Source organism: Halomarina litorea (assembly GCF_024227715.1).
GTDB lineage: Archaea > Halobacteriota > Halobacteria > Halobacteriales > Haloarculaceae > Halomarina > Halomarina litorea.
In genome coordinates, this window is record NZ_CP100449.1 from 250260 (window position 1) to 275236 (window position 24977).

Genomic DNA, 24977 nt, shown 5'->3' on the forward strand with positions numbered 1-24977 from the left:
TCTTTGCATCACCCCGCCAGTTGTCAGGTCCCGCCCGCCCCCTCCCGCTCCCGGAGGGACTCGCGGCGCACCTTCCCCGTCGAGGTGGTCGGCAGTTCGTCGAGGAACTCCACCTCGCGGGGGTACTCGTAGGGGGCGAGTCGTTGCTTGACGCGGTCCATCAGCGCCGACCGAAGGTCGGTAGCCGCCCGCCCCCCGCTCGCGACGACGAACGCCTTCGGGACCTCGCCGCGTTCGTCGTCGGGAATCCCGACGACCCCGGCTGCGACCACGTCCTCGTGGCTCGCCAGCGTCTCCTCTATCTCCTCGGGGCTAACCCGGTAGCCCGACGTGAGGATGACGTCGTCCGTTCGTCCCTCGAAGGTGACGTACCCGTCCTCGTCCATCGACCCGAGGTCCCCGGTGAGCAACCAGCCGTCGCGGACCTTCTCGGCCGTCCGCTCGGGCTCGTTCCAGTACTCGACGAAGCAGACCGGGTTCCCCTCGTAGCGGACCGCTATCTCGCCGACCTCGCCGGTCTCGACCGTCGCCTCCGCTGTCTGCGGGTCGACGATGGCCACGTCGTGGCCCGGCACGGGGAGGCCCATCATCCCGGGTCGCGGGTCCGCCAGCGCCGCGCAGTCGCCGACGACGAGGTTCGCCTCGGTCTGGCCGTAAGCCTCCTCGAGGGGCGCGTCGAACGTCTCCGCCACCCACTCGCCGACGCTCTCGCCGACGGGTTCGCCGCCCGCGCCGACCGACCGCATCGCGCCGAGGTCGTAGCGGTCGGCCGGCGACTCCACCTGCATCATCATCCGGAGGGCCGTCGGCGGCGTGGCGAGGTTCGTCACCTCGTAGCGCTCGAGGAGGGAGAACGCCTCCTCTGGGTCGAAGCGCGCCGCCTCGCGGGCGACGACGGGTCGCCCGTAGTAGAGCGCGGGCATCACCACCGAGAACAGCGACCCGATCCACGACCACTCTACGGGAGTCCAGAACACCGTCCCCTCGGTCCCGCTCGCGAGGAAGTTCTCGGCGAACGAGGGGAGGTGGCCCAGCAGCGTCCGGTGAGCGTGCAGGACGCCCTTCGGATCGCCCGTCGTCCCCGAGGTGTAGATGATGAGCGCGTCTTCCTCGGCGTCCGTCCCCTCTGTCTCGAACTCAGGGGAGCGGTCTCGAACGTCGTCCCAGTCAGTCTCGCCCGCGCTCTGGTCGGCGGCCGTCCCGACCGTAACCGTCGCCTCCAGTGCGTCGAGACTGGGACGGACGGCTCTGAGGGTGTCCACACTCGCCTCGCCGACGACACACGCCGTCGCCCTGCAGTCCCCGAGGCGGTAGGCGAGTGCGTCCTCGCCGAACTGGGTGCTGAGGGGGACCGAGACGGCGCCGAGTTTCCACGCCGCGACGTGGGCGACGGCCGCCTCCGGGCGCTGGCGGAGGCAGACGCCCACTCTGTCCCCGCGCTCTACGCCCGCCGCCGACAGGGCGTTCGCGAGGCGGTTCGCGCGCGCTCGCAGGTCGCGGAACGTCAGGTCGCGGCGCTCGCCCGACGCGGACTCGGCGTAGAACGCGACGCGCTCGTCCCCGTCCTCGGCCCACCGGTCGCAGACGTAGTGGGCCATGTTGAACCGCTCGGGGACCTCCCACTCGAACCACTCCCGGAGGTCCTCGTAGCGCTCCCACTCCCGCTCGTAGAACTCGTACCGGTCCTGCCACGACATACCGTGTCAACCCGGGCATCGGGTAATAGGTCTGTCGGCGGGTGGACGGGTGCGGGGTTCGGCTGAGGGGGTCGGGTTCGGCGTTCCGAGCACGGAGCGCCGGGCGGCGGACGACGGATGGCGCCCCGTTCGGCGTCCACGTTTATGTGGGTGGCTCACACACGGCCCGTATGCACCGACCGGAGGTTCGCAATGAGTGAATCGGACGAATCGTACTTCGACCGCCTCGTGGACGTCGAGGCGCTGGAATCGTACCTCGAAGCCCACCTCGGGTCGGCCGAGGAGTTCGAGGTGGAACGCCACGCGGGCGGTCACTCCAACGAGACGCTGTTCGTCGCGTGGGACGACCGGGAACTAGTGGTCCGTCGACCCCCGCCGGGCGAGACGGCCGACACCGCCCACGACGTGATTCGGGAGTACACCGTCCTGGAGGCGCTTCAGGACACCGCGGTCAGCGTCCCGACGACGGTGCTCGCCTGCGAGGACCACGACGTTATCGGGAGCGACTTCTACGTGATGGAGCGCGAACGCGGCGTGGTCGTCCGGGGCGAGGAACCGGAGCAGTTCGCGGACCCTGCCCACCGCCGGCGTCTCGGCGAGGAACTGGTGGACACGCTCGCGGACGTCCACCGGGTGGACTACGAGGCGGTCGGACTGGGCGAGTTCGGCCGCCCCGACGGGTACGTCGAGCGACAGGTCGACCGCTGGCACCGCCAGTACGAGTGGGCCTTCGAGGTCACCGCCGAGGAACGCGAGGTGCCCGTCGTCCACGACCTGACCGATTGGCTCCGCGAGAACGTCCCCGAGGACTCGCCCGCGACCCTCGTCCACGGCGACTACAAACTGGACAACGTCATGTTCTCGGCGGCGGCACCCCCGGCGGTCGAGGCGGTGTTCGACTGGGAGATGTCCACGCTCGGGGACCCGCTTGCGGACCTCGGGTGGCTCCTGTCGTACTGGCCCGACGCCGGCGACCGCTCCACGTCGGTGGGGACGGCGGGCGACGCCGCCTACCTGACGCGGGAGGGCTACCCCACCCGTGAGGAACTCGTCGCGCGCTACGAGGACGCCACCGGGTTCACGTTCGAGCACGGGCGGTTCTACCGCGCGCTGGCGGTGTACAAACTCGGCGCACTAGGCGAGATGTTCTTCCGCCGGCACCTGCAGGGGAACGCGGACGACGACACCTACCCGCTGATGGAAGAGCGGGTGCCCCTGCTCGCACGGCGGGCGAAGCGCATCGTCGAGGGCGAGGAGTAGGCGCCTAGCGACCCTCGAACTCGGGGGTGTAGTCGTCCTCCGCGAACGCCCGCGCGCCCTCCTCGTGGTCCTCGGTGTCGAGGAGCGGTTCGAAGCGCCGCCGGTCGTACTTGCGGCCCTCGTCGAGGCCCGTCTCGGTCGAGATGCGGGCGGCGTCCTTGATGGCCTGGATGGCGAGGGGCGGTTTCGCGGCGATCTTCTCGGCGAACGCCTGCGTGGCGTCGTCGAGGTCGTCGCTGTGGACCCGGTTGACGATGCGCAGTTCGTGGGCTCGCTCGGCGGAGATGTGGTCGCCGGTCATCGCCACCTCCATCGCCGCGGAGGGGTTGGCGAGGCGGCTGATGAACTGGACGCCGCCGGCGCCGGGGATGATGCCGAGGTTCACCTCCGGGAGGCCCAGTCGGGCGTCCTCGTGGGCGAACCGGAAGTCACAGGACATTGCCGTCTCGAGGCCGCCGCCGAGGCAGTAGCCCCGTATCTTCGCGATGACCGGGACGGGGAACTGCCGAATGAAGTCGTAGTGCTGGCGTTCAGAGGTCTCGCCGGGCGCGGCGTCGCTGAACTCGGTGATGTCCGCCCCCGCACAGAAGTTCCCGTCCGCCCCTTCCACGATGACGGCGCGGAGCGCGATTCCCTCGTCGTCCTCGCCCTGCGATTCCAGCCACTGCAGGCCGCTGACGACGTCCCGTCGCAACTGGTCGCTGAGCGCGTTCAGCGCGTCCGGGCGGTTCAGCGTCAGGTGGCCCACGTGCGTCTCGGCGTCGAACTCCGCGGTGACCGTCTCGAACTCTTCCATGGCTGATGATGTCACATCCGGTCCATAGTTCTACCGGACGAGGCAGCGTCGGCGGGGAGGGTGTCTGGCGACAGCCAGTCGTCGGCCCCGCGCGCGAGGCCGTACGGCGCGAACGCCTCGGGGTCGACCGTCGCGAGTTCCGTCTGGTTCGACGCGAGGTCCGCCTCGACGTACGCGGCGCCGCGGACCTCCTCGACGGCGAGGTCCGCCCACGGGTCGTGGGCGGTCCGTCCGAGCGTCACCGATCCGGGGCCGGTCTCGAAGCGGTGCAGGTCGCTCTCGAAGTCGACGCGCACCAGCACCGGGTCGAACTGGAAGCCCCGACCGGTCACGTCGGGCAGCGCCTTGTAGTGGAACACCGTCCGGGTCGCGGGGTCGACGTCTCGTTCGCGCTCCAGCGTCGCCTCGACTGTCAGGAGGTCCTCGCCGTGGCGGGCGACGGACCCGGCGACGGTCGGTCCCTCGCGCTCCAGTCGGACCGCGGCCCGCTTCTTCGGTTCGCCGAACAGGTCTCGCCCCCAGCGGACCGCGGCGTCCGTCGACATCGGCATGGCCAGGCAGTACTGCCCGACGACGTCCCCGTGGCGGGCCTGCACGTACAGGCCGCCGCCCGCGAACGACCCGACGCAGTTGCTCTCGCCCACCACCACGACCTCTGCCTCGACCACCGGGTCGTCGGTCGGTTCCAGCCCCGGCGGGAGGACGGCTTCGACGACTCCGGGTCGGGTCAGGTACCTGACCGACACCGACCGCGCGTCGAGAAAGCGGTTCTCCGCCATCCGGTCTCGAATCTCCGCGACCTCCGCTGCGGTTCGCACGAACCCCGTCATGGTACGACGTGTGCGCTCGGGGTAGTGAACGTTCCGGCGGAGTGAGTGCCCGAATCGCCCCGTCCGGTGGTCGACGCGGGTGCGCCGCAGGCGAGCGAGACGTTCGACACCATCGAACAGACTTATGGTACCGTGTCCCACAGTAGCGTGCATGTCGGACGAACCGAAGACCATCGCCTCCGTCGAGAAGACCCTGAAGGTGGTCGAGGCGCTCTGGAAACTCGACGGCGCCGGCGTCACCGAACTCGCCGAGTTCCTCGGCCTCTCGAAGAGCACCGTCCACGTCCACCTGCTGACGCTCGAACGGAAGGGGTACGTCGTCTCGACGGACGGCCGCTACGAACTCGGCTTGCGCTTTCTCAACTTCGGCGAGTACGTCAAGCGAGCACAACCGCTGTACGACGTGGCCCACCCCACGGTCGAGGACCTCGCCGCGGAGACGGGCGAACTGGCGTTCTGCATGGTCGAACAGGAGGGGCTGGCGACGGCCATCTGTTCCGGGGCGGGCCGCCGGGCGGTCCAGACGAGCGTCCGCGTCGGGACCCACACCTACATGCACGCCTCGTCGGCCGGAAAGGCCATCCTCGCGCACCTCTCCAGGGAACGCGTCGACGAGATTCTCGACCGGTGGGGACAACCGCGCTTTACGGAGAACACCATCGTCGACCGCGGGCGACTGTGTGAGGAGTTGCGGACGATGCGCGAGGAGGGGGTGTTCTACAGCAACGAGGAGTACGCCCGCGGCGTGGCCTCCGTCGGCGTCCCCGTCCTCGGCGAGTCCGGGGAGATACAGGGTGCCATCACCGTCTTCGGCACGGCGATGCGCCTCAGCGGCGATCGTTCCGGGTCGGACCTCCCGAACCAGTTGCTCGGCGCGGCGAACCAGATAGAGGTCAACATGACCGCCCCGTGAGCCGTGACGTGATGACAACGATAGCGTTGTCATACCACGGCGTTTTCGGTCAGATATTTGGCAAACGTCCTTCGCTCACACGATTCCACGTCCGTTCGTCTAATCGGGTCGAACGGTGAGACGGGGCGACGAACAGCCGTGACGAACCGGGAGACGGACTCCGCGTCCGCTCCACGCCTCGGCTCGCCGTTCGACAGGGTTGGACCGGGTGGCGGGGGACCGTCGCGGGGCGGCGGACGGCGGCCCCGTAGGTGACGGCTCCGTGCGGTGGCCGGGCCGTCGCCGCCGACTCAGGCGTGGGGTGTCCCACCCGCGTCGGTCCCGGCGCCGCGGTAGTTCCCGAAGAAGGTCCGCAGGTCCTCGACGAACAGGTCGGGGACCTCCATCGCCGCGAAGTGGCCCCCCTCGGGCATCTCCACCCAGTGTTCGATGTCGTACACCGCCTCTGCCCACGCGCGGGGGGTGCGCGACACCTCCACGGGGTAGCGCGCGTGGCCGGTCGGGACGTCGACGGAGTCGGGGACGACGTCCTCGAACGTCGTCTCGTAGTACAGGCGCATGGAGGCGTTGACGGTCCCTGTGAGCCAGTAGACGCCGAGGTTGTCGAGCAGTCGCTCGCGGTCGAAGCGCGACTCCACGTCGCCGTCGCAGTCGCTCCACGTCCGGAACTTCTCGACGACCCACGCCGCGAGGCCCGCCGGCGAGTCGGTGAGGCCGTAGGCGAGCGTCTGGGGCTTCGTCGACTGGATGGCCTGGTAGCCCGTCTCCCCCTCGCGGGCGGCCTTCGTCGCCTCGTAGTCGGCCCGCCCCTCCTCGTCGAGCATCCCCATCGGGTCCTCGAACGCCGAGGGGCGCAAGAACAGGAGGTTGGTGTGGATGGCCGCCACCCGGTCGGGGTACTCCGCCCCGAGAATCGCGGTGACGAGTGCGCCCCAGTCGCCGCCCTGCGCGAGGAAACGGTCGTACCCGAGGCGGGTCATCAACTCGGCGAACGCCTCTGCGATACGTCGGGCGTCCCACCCCGCCCCCGTCGTCGGCCCCGAGAAGCCGTAGCCCGGGAGCGACGGGGCGACGACGTGGAAGGCGTCGTCCGGGTCGCCGCCGTGGGCCGCCGGGTCCGACAGCGGCCCGAGGACGTCGAGGAACTCCACGATCGACCCCGGCCACCCGTGGCTCAGGAGCAGGGGCGTGGCGTCCGGTTCGGGCGACCGGACGTGGTAACAGTGGACCCGCTGGCCGTCGATGGTCGTCACGTACTGGTCGAAGCGGTTGAGCCGTCGCTCGAAGGCGTCCCAGTCGTAGGACTCGCGCCAGTACTCACAGAGCGTCCGGAGGTACTCCGGGTCGGTCCCGTACGACCAGTCGTCCGCCGGGGGGTCGTCGGGCCAGCGGGTGGCCGCGAGCCGTCGCCGCAGGTCCGCCACGTCGTCGTCGGCCACCGACACCTCGAAGGGCCGGACCGCGTCGCCGGTGTCGTCGGTATCGTCGATGTCGCCGCTCACGCCGTCCCCGTCGCCCGTCCGTTCCGCGTTCGGTTCCATTCACCAGTCGCCGTGTCCGTAGACATACGTCCCACCGTGCGCACTGGTACCGGATACCGTTTGCGCCGGTCGCGGCGCGCGGTCGGTCGTGACGCCGCGTCGTGCAGTAAGGCTTAAGGGTTCGCTCCCCCGTCCTTTGGTAGCTCATGACAGGGCGGAAGTCACGCGAGACACGACGAGGGTTCGTACAGCAGGTCGGTGCGGGCGTCCTCGCTGGCGGGGTGGCGGGCCTCGCCGGCTGTACCAGCGGGGAGAACAGCGGCGACGGTGGCGGCGGCGGTGGTGGCGGCAACGGCGACGGGAACGGCTCCGGTGGCGGGACGACCGGCGGCGGTGGCGGGTCCCAGACGCTCAAACTCGGCGGCCTGTTCGCCACGAGCGGGCCGTACTCGGCGCTCGGCGTCGACCAGCGCGACGGGGTGAAGGTCGCCCTCCAGCACATAGAAGAGGAGGGCGTCGACCTCACGGTCGAGGAGACGTTCGCCGACACGCAGTTGAACCCGGAGGAGGGGCTGCGTCGCGCCCGGGAACTGGTCGAACGCGAGAGCGTGGACGCGCTCATCGGCATCGCGAGTTCGTCGGTGGCGGCAGCGGTCGCCAACTACGCGAACCAGAATCAGGTGCCGCTGATGCTCACCGTCGCCACCGACGAGGCACTGACCGGCGAGAAGTGCAACAAGTTCACCTTCCGGTCGAACACCCACACCTACCAGAACCAGAAGCCGAACGCCGAGTACGCGATGGAGAACCTCGGGACGACGTTCGCCACGATGGGCGCGGACTACTCGTGGGGGCGCGCCAGCGTCAAGGCGTTCGTGGAGGTCGCGGAAGCAAACGGCGGTGAGGTCGTCGAACAGGTCTGGCCCAAACTCGGCGCCAGCGACTACTCCTCCGAGATTCAGAAGGTGGCGGACTCCGACGCCGAGTTCCTCCTCGTGCGCTGTTCGGGCGCGGACGGGGTCAAATCGGCGAAGCAGATCGCCTCCTTCGGCCTCAAAGAGCAGATGGACATCATCACCAACCAGACGACCATCGTCGCGCAGGGGGCGGGCGACGCGGCCGTCGGCAACTACGGCGGCGTCCCGTACCACGCCGCGCTCACGAGCGAGCAGACGGGCAACGACCAGAACGAGAAGTTCGTGGCCGACTACCGCGAGATAGGCGACGGCTCGGACCCGAGCACCTACTCCTGTTCGTCGTACATGGGGATGTGGTTCCTCGGGAAGGCCGTCGTCGAGGCGGGGTCGACCGACGGCGCGGCGATGGTCGACGCACTGGAGGGCATCTCCCACGACGGGCCGAAGGGACCGATGGAGATCCGTGCCTGCGACCACCAGGCGACGAACGCGGTCTGGTCGTCGCAACTCGTCTCGCCGGAGGGGACCGAGTTCGACTACCCCATCCCGAAGATATTCAAGAAGCACGACTCGGGGACGAACTCCCGGCCCTGCGAGGAGACCGGCTGTAACCTCTGACCGGCGACGGGAGAATCAGTTTTTCGACGCGTCGACCCGCCTCAGACGGCCACGTGTTCGCGGAGCGTCGGGTCGTCCGGCGTCAGCCCCTCGGCGTCGTCCTCGTGGACGACGCGGCCGTTGGCGAGGACGTAGACGCGGTCGGCAACGTCCAGCGCGAGGCGGACGTTCTGCTCGACGAGGACGATGGTGAGGTCGTCTTTCAGTTCGAGGATGGCGTCGCGCACGTCGGCGACGATCTGCGGCGCCAGCCCCTCGCTCGGTTCGTCGAGCAGGAGGAGGCGCGTCCCGCCGAGGAGCCCCCGCGCGATGACGAGCATCTGCTGTTCGCCTCCCGAGAGGTCGCCCGCCTGTGCGTTCGAGAGATCGTGTAGTTTCGGGAAGAGGTCGTAGGCGTCGTCGACGGTCCAGTCGCCGCCGCGCCCCGCCGGAACCTCGAGGTTCTCGGCGACGGTGAGCTGTGGCCACACCTGCCGGTCCTCGGGGACGTAGCCGAGTCCGCGCTGGATGATCTTGTAGGTCGACTCGCCCGTGATGTCCTCGCCGTCGTAGCGGATCGTCCCGCTCCGAGGCGGGGTGATCCCAGCGACGGTCCGCAGGGTGGTGGTCTTGCCCGCGCCGTTGCGCCCGAGGAGCGTCACGACCTCGCCCTGCTCGACGGATAGCGAGACATCGTGGAGCGCCTGACTCTGCCCGTAGAATGTGTCCACGTTCTCCACGTCGAGGAGCGCCATCAGGCCATTCCCCCGAGGTACGCCTCCTGTACCGACTCGTCGGCCTGTACCGACGACGGCGGGCCCGAGGCGATGACGGCCCCGTTGTGCAACACGACGACGTGGTCGGAGATGTTCATCACGATGTCCATGTTGTGTTCGACGAGCATGATGGTGTACTCGCCCGCGAGTTCCTCGATGAGGTCGAGCATCGACTCGATCTCGATCTGGCTCATCCCCGCCGCGGGTTCGTCGAGGAGGAGGAGGTCCGGGTCGATGGCCAGCGCGAGGCCGATTTCGAGCGAGCGCTTGTCCCCGTGCGAGAGGACGTTCGCCGGTCGGTCGCGCTCCTCCGAGAGGCCGACGAAGGAGAGGATGTCCTCGGCCTCCTCGGTGTACTCGGCCTTGCTGTCGGCGTGCTGGTGGACGTTCCACCCGCCGCGGTGGCGCGCCTGCACCGCCACGCGGACGTTCTCCAGTACCGAGATGCCGCCGAAGACGTTCGTAATCTGGAAGGACTTGGCGATGCCCTTGCGCGCGATGGCCTCCGGCGCGAGGCCGGTGACGTCCTCGCCGCGGAAGGTGATGACGCCGGTGGAGGGTTCGAGCGCCCCGGCGAGCATGTTGAACAGCGTCGTCTTGCCCGCGCCGTTCGGCCCGATGAGTGACGTTATCTCGCCCTCCTCGACCGAGAGGTCGACGTCGTCGACGGCCGTCACCCCTCCGAAGTGCTTCGTGAGACCGTCTGTCTCTAGTATCGACATCTGTGCCCCGCGCCCGCCCTACCGGTGGCCCGTCTATTCATGCTAGCGAGTACCACGAGGTGTGGTGTCCCGATGCATAAGTTTAACCCTCTCGCCTCCCGTGCTCGTGTCAGGACAATATGGCGGACGTTAGCACAATCGTCGGTATCGTACTCAACGGGTTGGCCATCGGGATGTTGCTGTTGCTCGTCGCATCGGGCCTCTCACTCATCTTCGGGCTGATGGGCGTGGTCAACTTCGCACACGGGTCGCTGTACATGTTCGGGTCGTACTTCGGCCTCGTCCTGTTCGACCGGACCGGGGTGTTCTTGCTCGCCCTGCTGGCCGCCCCGTTCCTCGTCGCGGGCATCGGGATGGTCATGGAGTACCTCACGCTCAGACCGCTGTACGGGCGCGACCCGCTCTATCAGATCCTCCTCACGTTCGGCATCGCGCTCATCCTCGACGAACTGGTGGTGCTCGTCTGGGGGCCGAACGCCCTCGACTTCACCACTCCGGCGTGGGCGCAGGGCGTCCTCGACGTGGCGGGCGCGGCGTTCCCCGCCTACCGCCTGTTCGTCATCGTCCTCGGGGCGGTGGTCGCGGTCGGTCTCTACGCCTTCCTCCAGCGGACCCGGTACGGACTGGTCGTCCGCGCGGGGACGGCCAACCGGACGATGGTGGAGGCGAGCGGCATCAACGTCAAGCGGGCGTTCACCATCATGTTCGCCGTCGGGGCGGGGATGGCCGCCGTCGGCGGCGTCGTCGCCGGGCCGATGCTGAGCGTCCACCCCGCGATGGGGCTGGAGATGGTCATCGAGGCGTTCGTCGTCGTCGTCATCGGCGGCCTCGGGAGCTTCCGAGGATCGGTGGTCGGTGCGTTGCTCGCCGGCCTCGCCCAGTCGTTCGGGAGCTACTACGTCCCGGCGGCGTCCTCTATCATCATCTTCGCGCTGATGGTCGTGGTGTTGCTGGTGCGTCCGGGCGGCCTCTTCGGTGACCCGGAGGTGGAACACTGATGGCGGTCGGACTGGCCGACCGGTTCGAGGACCGGACCGCCGCGCTCCGCCTCGGCCTCGCGCTCCTCGGCGTCGCGGCGTTCGCCCTCCTCCCGCAGGTACTCTCGAACTTCGAGACGGGCCTCGTCGTGGAGTTCCTCATCCTGTTGCTGTTCGCCGCGAGCTACGACCTGCTCATCGGCTTCACGGGCGTCGTCTCCTTCGGCCACGCGCTCCCCTACGGCGTGGGGGCGTACTTCATGGGCATCGCCATGTCGGGACGGCCCCTGCCGGGCATCCCGGAGGCGGGGCTCTCCCTCCCGGTGGCCGTCGTGCTGGCGCTGGTGGCGGTGGTCCTCGTCTCGCTCATCACGGGCTGGCTCGCCTTCCAGCTCTCGGGAGTGTACTTCGCCATGCTCACGCTGGCGTTCTCGATGGTGGGCTACTTCGTCGTCTTCGAGTCGACGGGTATCACCGGCGGCGACAACGGCCTGCTCGTCTTCCGGCCGGACCTGCTCGGCCTCCCCCTCGGCGACTACGTGACGTTCTACTACCTCGTGTTCTGGGTCGTCCTCGTCTCCTTTCTCGCCATGCGGCGGCTCACGAACTCGCCGTTCGGCCGCGTGCTCGTCTGCATCCGCGAGAACGAGGAGCGCGCCCGCTTCCTCGGCTACGACACCTTCCGGTACAAACTCGGCGTGTTCGTCGTCGCGGGCCTGTTCGCGGGCATCGCGGGCCTCTTGCAGGGGCTGTACCTGCAGATCGTCACCCCCGACCTGCTGTACTGGTCGACGGGCGGTGACGCCCTGCTGGTGACGCTCATCGGCGGGATGGGTACGCTCTGGGGCGCGGCGGTCGGTGCCGCCTTCCTGCTCGGCGCGCGCGAACTCCTGACGGGCATCGTCGAGGGCTGGCCCATCGTCCTCGGCGTCGTCTACGTCCTGTTCGTCCTGTTCGTCCCGCACGGCATCGCGGGCCTGCTCACGGGTAAGGGCGAGGCGCGCTCGGTCTGGGACGTCGTCGGGGACCTGCGCTCGGACGACGGCGAGGGCAGCACCGACGACTGACCCGGTCTCTCACCTCGGTCCGGGAGAACGCTTTTGCCCCCTCCCCCGGAGTGCGGACCATGGTCGACCCCGACTACGAGAACTTCGTGACGACGTTCGAGGACGGCGTGCTCCGCGCGGAGATACACAGCACCTCGAAGATGAACGCGCTCAACCGGACGATGTCCGAGGAACTGCTGGAACTCGCCGTGCGCCTCCACGAGGACCACGTCCGGTGTTTCGTCCTCACCGGCTCCGACGGCGTGTTCTGTGCCGGGGGCGACGTGGGCAACTTCGTGAACGAGTCGGCGTCCGCCGGGATGCGCAAGGGGGCGTCGATGCTCCACGACGCCGTCGTCCAGTTCCACCAGGCGGAGGTACCCATCGTCACGGGCGTCAACGGCGCTGCGGTCGGTGCCGGGTTCAGCCTCGGCATCTTCGGCGACTACGTCCTCGCCAGCGACGAGTCGTACTTCCAGTTCGGCTACCCCGGCATCGGCGCGACGGGCGACGGCTCCTCGACGTACTTCCTCCCGCGCGTCGTGGGACTCCGACAGGCCAAGCGCATCGCCCTCCTGAACGAACGTATCGCGCCCGACGAAGCCGTCGAACTGGGACTGGCGACCGAGGCCGTCCCCGAGGCCGACTTCGCGGACCGACTGGACGAGGTCGTCGGGCAGGTGGCGGAGGGACCGACCGTCGCCCTCGGGCGCACCCAGCGACTCCTCACCGAGAGCACCTCGCGGGGCATCGAGGAGCAACTCGCGGCGGAGACGAACACCATCGCGCGGACGGCGAAGACCGAGGACTTCAAGGAGGGCGTCCGGGCGTTCGGCGAGAAGCGGACGCCGGAGTTCGAGGGCAGGTAGCTAGAGTCGGTCCTCGCGGACGACCCCCAGCATGTCCTCGACGAGGCCGGGGACGATGTACTGGAACCACGCGGCGCGCACGTCGTCGGTCTCGCCGGACCGGAAGCGGTCCACCCCGGAGAGGCCGATGGTCATCATGACGAACGCGGAGAACGCCCGCCAGTAGCGCACCCGCTCGCGGTCCACCGTCCGGCCGGACCGACGTTCGTACTCGTCGTAGAACCACTCCCGGTCGAGGAGGGAACAGGCGAGTTCGGGCCGCTCGATGGGGTCGACGAGTTTCCCGGCGAAGTAGTACGTCGAGGCGTAGCCGAGGTCGTACATCGGGTCGCCGATGCGGGCGAGTTCCCAGTCCAGCAGCGCGGTGACGTCGTCGCCGTCGACGAGCATGTTCCCGATGCGAAAGTCGCCGTGGACCACCGTCGTCTCGGGTACCTCGGGCGCGTTCGCCCGAAACCAGCGGATGCACTCCTCGACGGCGGGTTCGGGCCGCACCACGCTGTCGCGGTACTGGCCCACCCAGCGGTCCAGTTCTCGCTCGACGACGTCCTCGGGCGGGCAGTCGTCCAGTTCCGGGACGTCCCCCGGGCCGAGGGTGTGGACGCCGACGGCGCAGTCGACGAACTGCGAGGGGAGACTCGACTCGCCGTCGCGTTCGTCCCACGCGTCGTAGAGTCGCTGACGCTGGTCGCGGTCCCACGTCACGGGCGCGTCGCCGGGGACGTAGTCGACGACGAAGAAGCGCCCGCCCAGAACGGACCGGTCGCCCTCGAACCAGTGGGTCTCGGGGACGGGGACGGGGGCGTCCTGTGCGGCGTCCATCGTCCGGAACTCCGTCTCGACGTCGTTGCCCTCGCCGGTGGCGTCGCCCTCGACCTGCGCGTCGCTCTCGGCGCGGACGACGAGTCTGCGCTCGTGCGTCTCGCCGGACTCCTCCCACCGCGCGGTGAACGACGCCGTGTCGCGCGACCACCCCTCGACGTGCTCGTGGAGGTCATCGACCGAGACGTCCGCGTCGAGTCGGTCCGAGAGGAACGTCGCTAGCGCTCCCTCGGTGACGTCACTCATCGGGACCACTCCGCCGGCCGAGCATCGCCAGTTGCGCGTCGAGGCGCGCGTCGAGGAAGCCGTAGAGCGGGCGGCGAACGGCACGGGCCGCCTCGCCGTCCAGTTCGTCGTCCACCGTCGCGAGCAGGCCCTCGCACGATTCGAGCAGTGCGGTCTCGCGCTCCCGCGTCGTCCCATCCGCGTCGAGGGCGGCGCGGGCGTCCTCCACCGCGTCGCGGACGCCGGGTGCGGTGCCGTCGTGCGCGTCGAGTATCGCTTCGGCACCGTCGAGTGCCTCGCGGAAGGCGTCGGCCTGTCGCTCCACCGACGCCTCGCCCGCGTCGAGTTCGCCCGCGAGGAAGCGCAGGGTGCTCGCCATCGACCCGACCTGTCCGCGGACGAAACGCTCGTCCTCGGGGACGGCCGGTCTGACCTCCTCCAGCGCGAACGCCGAGAACCGCCTGAGAACCGCCGCCGGTTCGAGATAGGGCATACCACCCGATGTGGGGCGTCCGCCCAAATACGTATGGGTAGTGATCTCGCGGCACAGTTCGGCACGGAGAGTGTCAGCAGTCCCCTAGGTATTTGCTCCGCCGCCCGATGTGGGGTGTATGGACTTCGAGACGCCCCCGGAGATAGCCACGTTGCTCGACGACCTGGACGAGTTCATCGAGTCGGAGATACGCCCGCTGGAGGAAGAGCACCCGGAGTACTTCGACGAACGACGCGAGTACGCCCGCACGGACTGGGAGAACGGCGGCGTCCCCCGCGAGGAGTGGGAGGCGTTGCTGGACGAACAACGCAGGCGGGCCGACGAGGCGGGCTTCTACCGGTTCGCGCTCCCCGAGGAGTTGGGGGGGCAGGGGGGGTCGAACCTCGCGATGGCGCACGTCCGCGAACACCTCGCCCACCGGGGTATCGGGTTGCACAACGTCCTCCAGCAGGAGGCGTCCATCGTGGGCAACTTCCCCATCGCGCAGGCCATCCACCGGTTCGGGGCCGACCATCACAAGGAGATGCTGGAGGACATCATCACGCGCGAGACGCCCGTCGCGTTCGGCCTCACGGAACCCGACCACGGGAGCGACGCGACGTGGATGGACACGACGGCGGAGAGGGAGGGCGACGAGTGGGTCATCGACGGCGCGAAACGTTGGAACAGCGGGATGCACGTCGCGGAGTACGACCTCGTGTTCGCCCGCACCAGTGGGGAGGACGGCGACCACGAGGGCATCACCGGTTTCCTCGTCCCGACGGACGCCGACGGCTTCGAGGTGGAGTTCTACCACTGGACGTTCAACATGCCCACCGACCACGCCGAGGTGGACATCGACGGCGTGCGCGTCCCCGACAGCGCCATCGTCGGCGAGGAGGGTCAGGGCCTCCGACTCGCGCAGGCGTTCCTCTACGAGAACCGCATCCGGCAGGCCGCCTCCAGTCTCGGCGCGGCGCAGTTCTGCATCGACGAGGCCGTCGAGTACGCCAACGAACGCGAGACGTGGGGCCAACCGCTGGCCGACCGGCAGGGTATCCAGTTCCCCCTCGCGGACCTGCACACGGAGGCGGAGATGCTGCGCAACACCGTCTACCGCACCGCGTGGATGCTGGACCAGGAGGGGAAGTTCTCCGGGAGCGACAAGGTGTCGATGGTCAACTACACCGCGAACAACCTCGTCTGCCGGGCCGCCGACCAGGCCATCCAGGTCCACGGGGGGATGGGGTACAGTCGGGCCAAGCCCTTCGAACACATCTACCGCCACCACCGCCGCTACCGCATCACGGAGGGGTCCGAGGAGATACAGAAACGGCGCGTCGCGGGCCACCTGTTCGGCTACCTCGGGTAACCCGGGGTCCGCACCGGCCCCTCGGCCGAGTCCCCGGACCACCGCACACAGTTATGTGTCGTGACCTGTCATCACGTGACATGCGAGGGCTGACCTTCGGTCACGTCGCGGAGGCGAACGCGCGCAAGTACCCCGACGACACCTGTCTGGTCACGGAGACGGCGGTGGGCGAGGAACACCTCACGTTCTCGGAGTTCGACGGGCGGGTGAACCGGGTCGCCCACCTCCTCCGGGACCGGGGGGTGGGAGAGGGCGACCGGGTGGCGGTGTACTCACAGAACAACGCGGAGACGCTGGAGACGTACCTCGGCGCGATGAAACTTGGGGCGCTCCCGGTTCCGGTCAACCACCGCTTCAAGGACGAGGAGGTGGGCTACGTCGTCCGCGACAGCGGCGCGGGGACGATGGTGTTCGACCGCGAGGCCGCCCCGACGGTCGAGGCCGTCCGCGAGGGGGGTGAGACGCCCCTCGACCGGTTCTTCTTCGTCGGCGAGGACGTCCCCGAGTACGCCGAGGACTTCCGGGAGGCACGCGAGGCGGCGTCGGCGGAGCGAGTCGAGGTGGTCCCGGACCGACTGGACGACGCCGCCCTCATGTACACCTCCGGGACGACGGGCAAGCCGAAGGGGTGTGTCCTCACGCACGACAACGTCGTCCAGAACGCGGTCAACACCGTGTACAGTTCGGGCTTCGAGGAGAACGCCGACAACTTCCTCGTCGTCACGCCCCTGTTCCACGTCGCGGCGTTCGCGCTGTTCTGCGATACGTTCTACACCGGGTCCGCGGTCTACCTCGTGGACGAGTTCGACCCGGTCCGGGTGATGGAGGTCATCGAGGAGGCCGGGATCACGGGTTCGTTCTTCGTGCCGACGATGAGTCGCGCCCTCCTCGACGTCGAGGACTTCGAGTCCTACGACCTCTCGTCGTTCCGCCACTACATGACGGGCGCGGCCCCCTCGGGGCGCGAACTCAAGGAGACCATCATGGAGTCGTTCGGCGCGGACCTCTACGACGCCTTCGGGCAGACGGAGATGTCGCCCGTCACCACTCTGTTACTCCCCGAGGACGCCCTCGACAAACCCGACAGCGTCGGCAAACCCGTCATCAACGTGACGCTGAAGGTGGTCGACGACGCGGGCGAGGAGGTCGAACAGGGCGAAATCGGGCGGGCGGCGTACAAGGGTCCCACCGCCTTCCGGGAGTATCTGGGGATGCCCGAGAAAACTGAAGAAGTGTTCGACGACGAGGGGTACTTCGTCTCCTCGGACCTCGTGCGCAGAGACGAGGAGGGGTTCGTCTACTTCGTGGGGCGCTACGACGACATGATCATCTCCGGCGGCGAGAACATCCATCCCGCCGAAATCGAGGAGGTTCTCCACGAACACGAGGCCATCTCGGAGGTGGCGGTGGTGGGTGTGCCCGACGAGAAGTGGGGCGAACGCGTCAAGGCCGTCGTCGTCCCCCGAGAGGGCCACGAGGTCACCACCGAGGAGGTGACGACATTCGTGGAGGCGCGCCTCGCGGACTTCAAGAAGCCCCGCGAGGTCGTGTTCCGCGACGAACTCCCCCGTAATCCCACCGGCAAGGTCATCAAGGCGCGACTGGAGTGAGCGCGGGCGAACATTGATACTCCGTCGCACGACTGGTGAACCATGTCAGAGCTATCTATCGACACGCACGTCCCCGGGCTGCACGACGGGGCGGCCGACGCCGCCCGGCGCGCCGAGAAACTGGGCTTCGACGCCGTCTGGACCTCCGAGACCGTCGAGGACGCCGTCCTCCCGTTGCCCGTCGTCGCGGACCACACGGAGTCCGTGGACCTCGGCACGCGAATCACGCTCTCGTTCACCCGGTCGCCGATGGTCCTCGCCTATCAGGCGTGGGCCCTCCAGCAGTTCTCCGGCGGGCGGTTCGTCCTCGGGATGGGGACGCAGGTGAAGGGCCACAACGAACGTCGCTTCAGCGTGGAGTGGGGGTCGCCCGGCCCCCGACTGCGCGAGGTGGTGGAGTCCATCCGGCACATCTGGGACGTGTTCCAGGCAGAGGAGCCGACGCCCCTCGACTACGACGGGGAGTTCTACTCCTTCTCGCTGATGACCGAGACGTTCGACCCCGGTCCAATCGACCACCCGGACATCCCCATCTTCGTCGCGGGCGTCAACGAGTACAACGTCCGACTGGCGGGCGAACTCTGCGACGGCCTCGACATGCACGCGTTCAACACCCCCTCGTACACCGAGGAGGTCGTCGCGCCGCTGGTCCGCGAGGGTGCAGACCGGGCGGGCCGGTCGATGGACGAGGTGACGCTCTCGGCCAGTCCGTTCGTCGTCACGGGCGAGACCGAGGCGGAGTGGGAGGCGAGTCGGCGGGAGGCGAAACGCCGCATCGCCTTCTACGGGTCGACGCGCACCTACCACGACGTCCTCGACCACCACGGCTGGAAGGCGGTCGGCGAGGAACTCCACGAACTCTCGAAGGAACAGCGGTGGGAGGAGATGACCGACCTCGTCACCGACGAGATGCTCGCGGCGTTCGCCATCGAGGCCGAACCCGAGGAGTTGCTCGCCGAGGCGGAGGCCACCTACGGCGACGTCGCCGACCGGGTCGGCCTCCCGCTGGAACACGGCGAGGCGTTCATGCCCTGAGGCGGCCGAGCCCGACTGGACGCTTCACGAATCGCGGCCCGCGAGCGGGTTCCCACGCTCTCCGCGCTCTGTAGATTGTGTAGTCTATTGAGACTACAAAGATTACGTAGGCCACGAAGGGTACACGGGGTGCGACCCCGGCGCTGCGGTCTTCGGTTCGCGCGCGTACGCGAGGGGTGTCACGGAATCTGGGCTCCGAGCGGAGACCGATAACGAACTCCCCCGGGGCGTGGAGCGTCTGGTATGGACGACGCGACTGACGGCGGTCGAGGGCGTCCCCGAGAACAGGTCGTACCGGTTCACCGTACGCGAGGCCGACGGCTCCGAGGAGGTGGTCATCCTCGTCACCCGAACGGACCCGCTCTGCGACCCGGAGGGGGAGGACCCCCGGCCGGTGGCGGCGTGGCGGAACTACTGCCAGTACGAGACCGACCAGCGACTGGACCGCGGGTTCGGGGCGGTAGTGCGCGACGTTCTCGAGACTCTGGTGAAGTCTCGTGAGCCAACCAGAACCAAGGGTTCTGGTGGCGGCGAGATCGTCTGTCCGAAACACGGGTCGATGCTCGACGCCTGTTCGGGGCACTGCGACAACGGGAAGGCGGCGGGGTCCACGCTGGTCGGCGTCAACGTGGCCGTAGAGGACGGTGTGGTCTACCTCCCCGACCGCACCGTCGAGTTCCTCCACGAGGGTGGCATCGAGGACGACGACGGGCCCAGTTCCACCTCGCACCTCTCGCTCTGAGGCGACGGGTAACCCGGTCGAAACCGCGTTCCCACGGGGTTAGAAAGTATCCAACAACCGATATTCCCTCGCGCGTCGTACGAACGCCCATGGCTCTCGTAGAACGCGGGGACGACGACATCCCGGCGGCACCGACCGTCGCGACGGGAATCAGGAAACTCGCCTTCGACCGGCGGCGGTTCCTGCAGGCGGTGTCGGCGGGGGGCGCGTTGCTCCTCCTGCCGATTGGGGGGGCCGTCGCTCAGAGCGACGATGACGACGATGACGACGACGTGAGCGCCAGCCGCGCCCTCCGACGCGCCCGGAGCGAACTCTCCGCGCTCGAACGCGACGTGCGGCGGGCGCTGTCGGCGGTCCAAGACGGCGTCGAACTGGAGGAAGAGGACGTCGACGTCGACGAGGCGTTCGACCGTCTCGCCGACGCTGAGGAGTTCATCGACGAGGCCGACGACGCACTCGACGACGCGGACGGCAGCGACCCGGACGAACGCGACGACGCCGTCGACGACGGCGCGCGCGCCATCCGGAACGCCATCCGGGAACTGGAGGAGGCGCTGGTGGCGCTCGACGAGTCCGGCGAACGGACGGACGAGGCCGTCGCGGACGCCCTCGAAGGCCTCGCGGACGCGGACCAGAGCGCGGACGACGCTCGCGACGCCGTGGGCGACGCCTTCCGGGCCGACGACCTGGAGAACGAGGAGGAAGAGGCCCTCGACGACGCCCGCGACGCGGTCCGGCGCGTCCAGAGCGCCATATCGCGTGCGGAGAACGACGTCGAGGACGGGGCGTTCAGCGACGCCGAGGACGAACTGGAGGAGGCCCTGAAAGACCTGGAGGACGCCCGTCGCGCACTCTGAGTACCACTCGCTTCCGCGGCCGCCCTGTTCCCAACCGAACTAGCCGCCCGCCGCGCGCACACCGACCGCGGTGGCGTCGTTCGCACCGCCCACTCGAAACATCATCGAAATCGATAACGAACGTCCTAGATTTAACCTTCGGTGTATGTGTGTAGTGTATGGGACTTTCTCGAACTTGCCGATAGGGTAAATTGCACTAATATAATATCTCATATGTTAAGATGACTCGTCGTGAGGGCGCCGTCGATACTCCGGTAGAGCTTCACCGGCTGGCTCTCCACCTCCACGGTGTAGGGCCCCGACCCCGCGGGGACGGTGACGGACTCGCGGTTGGGAGCCTCCGCGACGACGCTCGCCGACTCGTCGCGGACGATGACGTTGACGTACTGGCCGATGCGGACGGCAGCGGTGTCGAGGGTGGCGGCGGTGTCGACCGGGAAGCAGAACCCGTCGGTCGGTAGCTCATGGATTCCTCCGACCTCCAGGTGTGTACGGCCCCGTCGACAGGGCTTCGCGTGCAACGTCGGGCCTCGTTCCGGCCCCTGCTGTACGCCACTCCACGATACTCGTTCGCCCCCCGGAATCACGATAAGCGAACCGGAACCAGTCATCTCAGCAAGGAGGCGGGCTCTCTCGGCCGGACGGCGGGCGCGTCCCGGACGGGGTCCGAGACGGCGGTCAACGCCGCTGTGTGAGCGTCCGTCGTGGACGGCGCGCGGACTCTCGGTCGGTCGGGGACGCGTCGTCGCGGAGTGGCGTCATGTCGACGAACGCGCCCTCCTCGTCGCGGAGGCCGACCCACTCGCAGTCCGCCTCGGAACAGCCGAAGACCCCCTGGCCGTTGAGGAGGACGCCGCCACAGCGTGGGCAGTCCTCGGTGGAGGTGGCCGGGAGTGCGGCGGCCTCCTCGCGTAACTCGCCGGTTCTGAGCGCGGCGATGGCGTCGGTGACGCTCCGCGGTTCGCCGTCGTCCACGTGCGGGTAGACGCCGACGAGGGTGCTCCCGACGTAGACGGCGAGACAACAGAGGGGCGTGACGAGCACCTCCCGGCACTCCCCGGTGATGAGGGAGTCGCGCCGCCGGACGTCGAACGGCGGTTGGATGCTCACGCCCTCCGCGTAGGCCCACTCGGTGAACCGTTCGAACGCCTCGACGCCCTCGCTCGCCGGGCCGGCGCGCGTGAGCGTTATCTGGTCGGACCACGAGCGCAAGAGGAGCGCGTCGATCTGTCCGTCGGCCTCTGCCTCCCGGAGCGTCCTGATGTGCGAGTCGACTGGTTCCAGCAGCAACGACGGTCTGACGTAACAGGTGACGGTGATGTCGGGGTGTCTTGATGCCATATCGTACCACGAGCGGTGGGGGGTCGCTCGCCCGCTCCTTTCGTCACATCCTGAATAAATATTTTTGCCGAGGTTACAGATGGTCCCGATTCGGGTGACGTGAATCGGGACGGTCGCCCGTGCGTTGCTCTCCCCTCCGTTCGTCTGTCATCGTGACGTGACTTCCCGACCGACGGGCGAGGGCGGCGACCGACGGGCGACGGAGGGACGATAGCTCCGTCGTCGTGACACCCCGGTCGACACGCCGGGCACGACAGGGTCGCCGCGCGCCCGACTCACACGGGGTCCCGCCACACGAGTAGGCGCAATGGCCAAGAGTCGTGGTACGGCGACACAGCCCGGAGTCTGCGTAGCATACGGATATTTGGTAGTCTATAAAATCTATGTACACTTCGAAGTCGGACGACGCTACGAAGGGGACGGGCCGCGTTCCGGGTTCCTCACCGGGGACTCCGCGACCGACCGCCTGCTGATAGTCTCCCGGAACGAACGGTGGGGTATGGAACTCGTCGCTCGGGCGGTGGACATCGGGACGCACACACCCACGGTACTCCTCAACGTAGCGGACGCGAGCGAACTCGGCGTCCACCCGCTGGACCGCGTCCAACTCCACCACGCCGACCGGGTGGCGACCGGCATCGTCGAGATAACCGACGAACTGGTCGAGCGCGGCGTCCTCGGCGTGACTCGACCGCTGGACCACCTCACGGGGTCGGTCGAGGTGACCATCGCCCCGAAACCGGCCTCCGTCTCGTTCGTCACGAAGAAACTCGACGGGCTGGAACTCGAACACGCCGAGATGGTCGCCATCGTCGCCGACATCGACCGGGACCGACTCAACGACGTGGAGACGAGCGCGTTCGTCAGCGCCGTGCAGGCCCACGGCCTCTCGCGCGAGGAGATTCGCTGTCTCACGCGGGCGATGGTCGACGTGGGCGAGACCATCGACTGGGGGCACGCGCCCATCGCAGACAAGCACTCCATCGGCGGCGTCGCGGGCAACCGCGTGACGCCCGTCGTCGTCCCCATCGCCGTCGCCGCGGGTCTGACCGTCCCCAAGACCTCCTCCCGGGCGGTCACCTCCGCGGCGGGCACCGCCGACACGATGGAGGTGTTCTGCGACGTGGAGTTCTCGCTGGCGGAGATCCGCGAGATCGTGGACGCGACGGGCGGATGTATGGTGTGGGGCGGCGCGGTGAACCTCTCGCCGGTCGACGACAAGATCATCCGGGTCGAGACACCCCTCTCGCTCGACCCGCCGGGGCAGGTCATCGCCTCCGTCCTCTCGAAGAAGAAGAGCGCCGGGGCGACCCACGTCGTCATCGACATCCCCTACGGCGAGGGGGCGAAGGTGGCGAGTCTCCGCGCCGCCCGCGAGATGGCCGAGGACTTCGGGCGCGTGGGGGCCGACCTCGGGATGGCCATCGACTGTACCATCACCCGAGGTGAGCAACCCATCGGCCGGGGCATCGGTCCCGTCCTCGAGGCGCGGGACGTCCTCGCGGTCCTCGAGGGCGGCGGCCCCACCTCGCTGCGCCTCAAGAGCCTCACGCTCGCACAGGTGCTCCTCGACGCCTGCGGGGTGGACGAGGACGCTGTCGACGTCCTCGACTCCGGGCGCGCCCTCGACGCCTTCCGGGCCATCGTCGGGGCGCAAGGTGGAGACCCGGCCGTCACCGTCGACGACCTCGTTCCCGGACCGCACACCGCGACGGTCACCGCCGACCGAGAGGGCGTCGTCACCCACATCGACAACCGCCTCGTGAGCGAACTCGCCCGCCGGGCCGGTGCCCCGAAGGACCACGGCGCGGGCCTCTCGCTCCACCACCGGGTCGGCGACACGGTGAACGCGGGTGACGACCTGTTCACCGTCCACGCCGAGAAGCGCTCGAAACTGGAGGAAGCCGCGGCGTTCGCGGTCGAGACGGAACCGATGCGGGTCCGTCCGAGAGACGAGGCGCTAGTGGAGGTGGCGTGACGGGGGCGAACGGGCGGCGGGTTCTTGTTCACTCGTATCGAGCGCATCCCCGAGGGCGATGTCCTGTCGTACTGACTCGGGGTGAGTGTGTCCTACTGGAACGCCCGTCTGACGTCGAGGCCCCGGTCTTCGAGGACGCCGCCGACCACCTCGATTTCGACGCCCCAACGCTCGAACACCTCGTCACAGGGGACGCCCGGCGCGCCGCCCAGTTCCTCGGCCGCCCGTTCGCCCGAGACGCTGTAGACGACGGCACCGAGGGGGGAGATGGCGATACCGCCCGAGCACATCGGGCACGGTTCGGTGCTAGTGTACATGATCGCCCGTGCGCGTTCCTCGGCGGTGAGTTCTCGCGCCGCGCGGCGCGCGATGGTGAGTTCCGGGTGGCTGGTGATGTCGTCGTCGGTGTACTCGCGGTTCGTCTCCGCCATCACCACCTCGCCGTCGACGACGAGGAGCGACCCGAAGGGGCCGTCACCGCGTTCGCCCGCCTCGCGGGCGAGGTCGATGGTCTCCGCGACGTGGGACTCGTGGTCGAGTTCGTCCAGTGGGGGCATCGCCGACGGGTGGTGCGGCGAGGACAGGAAGGTTGTGGTCCCGGAACGGTTCCTCGCCTCCCGTCAGCGGGTCCGTCGGACGAACTCAACGATCTGTTCTGCGGTCCGGCCGCCGGCGTCCTCCTGGATGAAGTGTCCTGCCCCCTCGACCCACACGTCGGGTTGCTCGGTCGCCGAGGGGACGAGGTCACGCAGGAGGGTACGGAACTCGCGCGTGATGGGGTCCGCGTCGCCGAACAGCGCGAAGAAGGGCTTCTCCCACTCGCCGAGGGCCTCGCGGGCCTCCCGGAGGTGGGCCGCGCCCGGCGCGTCCGGGTCGCGGGGGACCATCGGCGGCCACGCGTACGCGCCGGCCTTCGAGGCGTCGTCGTGGTACGGGGCGTCGTAGGCCGCCCGCACCCCGGGCGAGAGCGGGGTTTCACAGCCGCTCTGGACGAGGCGGGACACCTGGAAGTCGTCGGTGGTCTCGACGAGTTCCTTGAACCGGTACCACACCTCGGGCATGTCCACGGTGCCGTCGGCGAGGACGGCGTTCATCGCCACGATGCGGGAGAACCGCTCGGGGAACTCGTTGGCCGCGACGGGCAGGCCGAGGATGCTCCCCCAGTCCTGACAGACGAGGGTGACGTTCTGTAAGTCGAGTGCCTCGACGAACGCCACGAGCGACTCGTAGTGCATCTCGAAGGTGTACTCCTCGACCTCGTCGTACTTGTCCGAGCGGCCGAACCCCACAAAGTCGGGGACGACGACGCGTCCCTCGTCGGCCAGCGTCGGGAGCATCTTCCGGTAGAGGTAGCCCCACGTCGGTTCGCCGTGGAGACAGAGGAACGTCTCCTCGGCGCCGCCGTCCTCGTCCACGTAGGCCATCCGCGCGTCGTCCTCGCCAACCTCGACGAACGCGGGGTCGTAGGGGTAGCCGGGCAGGTCGTCGAGGCGTTCCTCTGGTGTACGTACGAGTCCCATGACGGGGGGTCAGTCGCCAGCGACATACCGGTTCGGGTGCTTCCGACAACCATGACGGACTCCCGCGAAGCAGCAAACGGGTATTTGACGCTCCGCTGTCGCTAATACCCGAGCGGTCCTCC

24 protein-coding genes are annotated in these 24977 nt (G+C 68.6%); 12 read left to right on the forward strand and 12 right to left on the reverse strand.

Going from position 1 to position 24977, the window contains the following annotated elements; translation table 11 throughout:
- Positions 1-23 precede the first annotated feature (23 nt).
- Entirely contained in the window at positions 24-1697 is a 1674-nt protein-coding gene (locus NKG96_RS18385) for an acetate--CoA ligase (RefSeq protein WP_254538238.1), read from the reverse strand.
- 192 nt (positions 1698-1889) lie between these two features.
- Here NKG96_RS18385 and NKG96_RS18390 point away from each other — a divergent pair, with 192 nt between their 5' ends.
- Positions 1890-2957, forward strand: coding sequence for a phosphotransferase family protein (locus NKG96_RS18390; protein WP_254538239.1), 1068 nt, complete (start codon positions 1890-1892; stop codon positions 2955-2957).
- A gap of 4 nt (positions 2958-2961) precedes the next feature.
- On the opposite strand, the gene NKG96_RS18395 is transcribed toward NKG96_RS18390, so the two are convergent.
- A complete protein-coding gene (locus NKG96_RS18395) occupies positions 2962-3753 on the reverse strand; it encodes an enoyl-CoA hydratase/isomerase family protein (RefSeq protein WP_254538240.1) in 792 nt (263 codons plus the stop codon).
- Positions 3754-3764: 11 nt separating this feature from the next.
- Positions 3765-4583, reverse strand: a complete 819-nt coding sequence (locus tag NKG96_RS18400; RefSeq protein ID WP_254538241.1) for an acetoacetate decarboxylase family protein — start codon at positions 4581-4583, stop codon at positions 3765-3767.
- 151 nt (positions 4584-4734) lie between these two features.
- Here NKG96_RS18400 and NKG96_RS18405 point away from each other — a divergent pair, with 151 nt between their 5' ends.
- Positions 4735-5496 carry an IclR family transcriptional regulator gene (locus NKG96_RS18405; protein WP_254538242.1) on the forward strand — a complete coding sequence of 254 codons (762 nt, stop codon included), beginning with the start codon at positions 4735-4737 and terminating at the stop codon, positions 5494-5496.
- A 290-nt stretch (positions 5497-5786) separates the two neighbouring features.
- Here NKG96_RS18405 and NKG96_RS18410 read toward each other — a convergent pair whose 3' ends face one another.
- Positions 5787-7037, reverse strand: a complete 1251-nt coding sequence (locus NKG96_RS18410) for an epoxide hydrolase family protein (RefSeq protein WP_254538243.1) — start codon at positions 7035-7037, stop codon at positions 5787-5789.
- A 146-nt stretch (positions 7038-7183) separates the two neighbouring features.
- Between NKG96_RS18410 and NKG96_RS18415 the strand changes: the two genes are divergently transcribed.
- Positions 7184-8512: an ABC transporter substrate-binding protein gene (locus NKG96_RS18415; RefSeq protein ID WP_254538244.1), complete on the forward strand. Its 1329-nt coding sequence runs from the start codon at positions 7184-7186 to the stop codon at positions 8510-8512.
- A 41-nt stretch (positions 8513-8553) separates the two neighbouring features.
- Here NKG96_RS18415 and NKG96_RS18420 read toward each other — a convergent pair whose 3' ends face one another.
- Both NKG96_RS18420 and NKG96_RS18425 read right to left on the reverse strand, forming a co-directional pair.
- The gene (locus NKG96_RS18420; protein ID WP_254538245.1) at positions 8554-9246 is read right to left on the reverse strand and encodes an ABC transporter ATP-binding protein; all 693 of its coding nucleotides are present in this window, start codon (positions 9244-9246) and stop codon (positions 8554-8556) included.
- Complete coding sequence (locus NKG96_RS18425; protein WP_254538246.1) at positions 9246-9989, reverse strand: ABC transporter ATP-binding protein; 744 nt, start codon at positions 9987-9989, stop codon at positions 9246-9248. Before NKG96_RS18425 ends, NKG96_RS18420 begins: the two co-directional genes overlap by 1 nt.
- Before the next feature lie 119 nt (positions 9990-10108).
- Between NKG96_RS18425 and NKG96_RS18430 the strand changes: the two genes are divergently transcribed.
- Genes NKG96_RS18430 through NKG96_RS18440 form a run of 3 tightly spaced genes read left to right on the forward strand, consistent with a single transcriptional unit; the run spans position 10109 to position 12881 of the window.
- A complete protein-coding gene (locus tag NKG96_RS18430) occupies positions 10109-10987 on the forward strand; it encodes a branched-chain amino acid ABC transporter permease (RefSeq protein WP_254538247.1) in 879 nt (292 codons plus the stop codon).
- The gene (locus tag NKG96_RS18435) at positions 10987-12033 is read left to right on the forward strand and encodes a branched-chain amino acid ABC transporter permease (protein ID WP_254538248.1); all 1047 of its coding nucleotides are present in this window, start codon (positions 10987-10989) and stop codon (positions 12031-12033) included. The genes NKG96_RS18430 and NKG96_RS18435 overlap by 1 nt, the downstream gene beginning before the upstream one ends.
- Positions 12034-12092: 59 nt before the next feature.
- On the forward strand, positions 12093-12881 hold the full coding sequence (locus tag NKG96_RS18440) for an enoyl-CoA hydratase/isomerase family protein (RefSeq protein ID WP_254538249.1): 789 nt from the start codon (positions 12093-12095) through the stop codon (positions 12879-12881).
- Here the strand turns inward: NKG96_RS18440 and NKG96_RS18445 are convergent, their stop codons facing one another.
- A complete protein-coding gene (locus tag NKG96_RS18445) occupies positions 12882-13949 on the reverse strand; it encodes a phosphotransferase family protein (protein ID WP_254538250.1) in 1068 nt (355 codons plus the stop codon).
- Complete coding sequence (locus NKG96_RS18450; RefSeq protein WP_254538251.1) at positions 13942-14421, reverse strand: hypothetical protein; 480 nt, start codon at positions 14419-14421, stop codon at positions 13942-13944. Before NKG96_RS18450 ends, NKG96_RS18445 begins: the two co-directional genes overlap by 8 nt.
- A gap of 118 nt (positions 14422-14539) precedes the next feature.
- Between NKG96_RS18450 and NKG96_RS18455 the strand changes: the two genes are divergently transcribed.
- The 5 genes from NKG96_RS18455 (at position 14540) to NKG96_RS18475 (ending at position 20016) form a co-directional block, all read left to right on the forward strand.
- The gene (locus NKG96_RS18455) at positions 14540-15772 is read left to right on the forward strand and encodes an acyl-CoA dehydrogenase family protein (protein ID WP_254538252.1); all 1233 of its coding nucleotides are present in this window, start codon (positions 14540-14542) and stop codon (positions 15770-15772) included.
- Between the two features lie 80 nt (positions 15773-15852).
- On the forward strand, positions 15853-17382 hold the full coding sequence (locus NKG96_RS18460; RefSeq protein WP_254538253.1) for a class I adenylate-forming enzyme family protein: 1530 nt from the start codon (positions 15853-15855) through the stop codon (positions 17380-17382).
- A gap of 42 nt (positions 17383-17424) precedes the next feature.
- On the forward strand, positions 17425-18417 hold the full coding sequence (locus NKG96_RS18465; RefSeq protein WP_254538254.1) for a TIGR03617 family F420-dependent LLM class oxidoreductase: 993 nt from the start codon (positions 17425-17427) through the stop codon (positions 18415-18417).
- Between the two features lie 238 nt (positions 18418-18655).
- Positions 18656-19159 carry a Rieske (2Fe-2S) protein gene (locus NKG96_RS18470; RefSeq protein WP_254538581.1) on the forward strand — a complete coding sequence of 168 codons (504 nt, stop codon included), beginning with the start codon at positions 18656-18658 and terminating at the stop codon, positions 19157-19159.
- 89 nt (positions 19160-19248) lie between these two features.
- Positions 19249-20016 carry a hypothetical protein gene (locus NKG96_RS18475; RefSeq protein WP_254538255.1) on the forward strand — a complete coding sequence of 256 codons (768 nt, stop codon included), beginning with the start codon at positions 19249-19251 and terminating at the stop codon, positions 20014-20016.
- A gap of 209 nt (positions 20017-20225) precedes the next feature.
- Here NKG96_RS18475 and NKG96_RS18480 read toward each other — a convergent pair whose 3' ends face one another.
- The gene (locus tag NKG96_RS18480; RefSeq protein ID WP_254538256.1) at positions 20226-20537 is read right to left on the reverse strand and encodes a hypothetical protein; all 312 of its coding nucleotides are present in this window, start codon (positions 20535-20537) and stop codon (positions 20226-20228) included.
- 157 nt (positions 20538-20694) lie between these two features.
- Complete coding sequence (locus NKG96_RS18485) at positions 20695-21357, reverse strand: HTH domain-containing protein (RefSeq protein WP_254538257.1); 663 nt, start codon at positions 21355-21357, stop codon at positions 20695-20697.
- A gap of 499 nt (positions 21358-21856) precedes the next feature.
- On the opposite strand from NKG96_RS18485, the gene NKG96_RS18490 reads away from it, so the two are divergent.
- On the forward strand, positions 21857-23335 hold the full coding sequence (locus NKG96_RS18490) for an AMP phosphorylase (RefSeq protein ID WP_254538258.1): 1479 nt from the start codon (positions 21857-21859) through the stop codon (positions 23333-23335).
- Positions 23336-23427: 92 nt separating this feature from the next.
- Here NKG96_RS18490 and NKG96_RS18495 read toward each other — a convergent pair whose 3' ends face one another.
- The gene (locus NKG96_RS18495) at positions 23428-23892 is read right to left on the reverse strand and encodes a nucleoside deaminase (protein WP_254538259.1); all 465 of its coding nucleotides are present in this window, start codon (positions 23890-23892) and stop codon (positions 23428-23430) included.
- Between the two features lie 63 nt (positions 23893-23955).
- Positions 23956-24855 (reverse strand): haloalkane dehalogenase, encoded by a 900-nt coding sequence (locus NKG96_RS18500; RefSeq protein ID WP_254538260.1) that lies wholly within the window; start codon positions 24853-24855, stop codon positions 23956-23958.
- Positions 24856-24977: the final 122 nt, after the last annotated feature.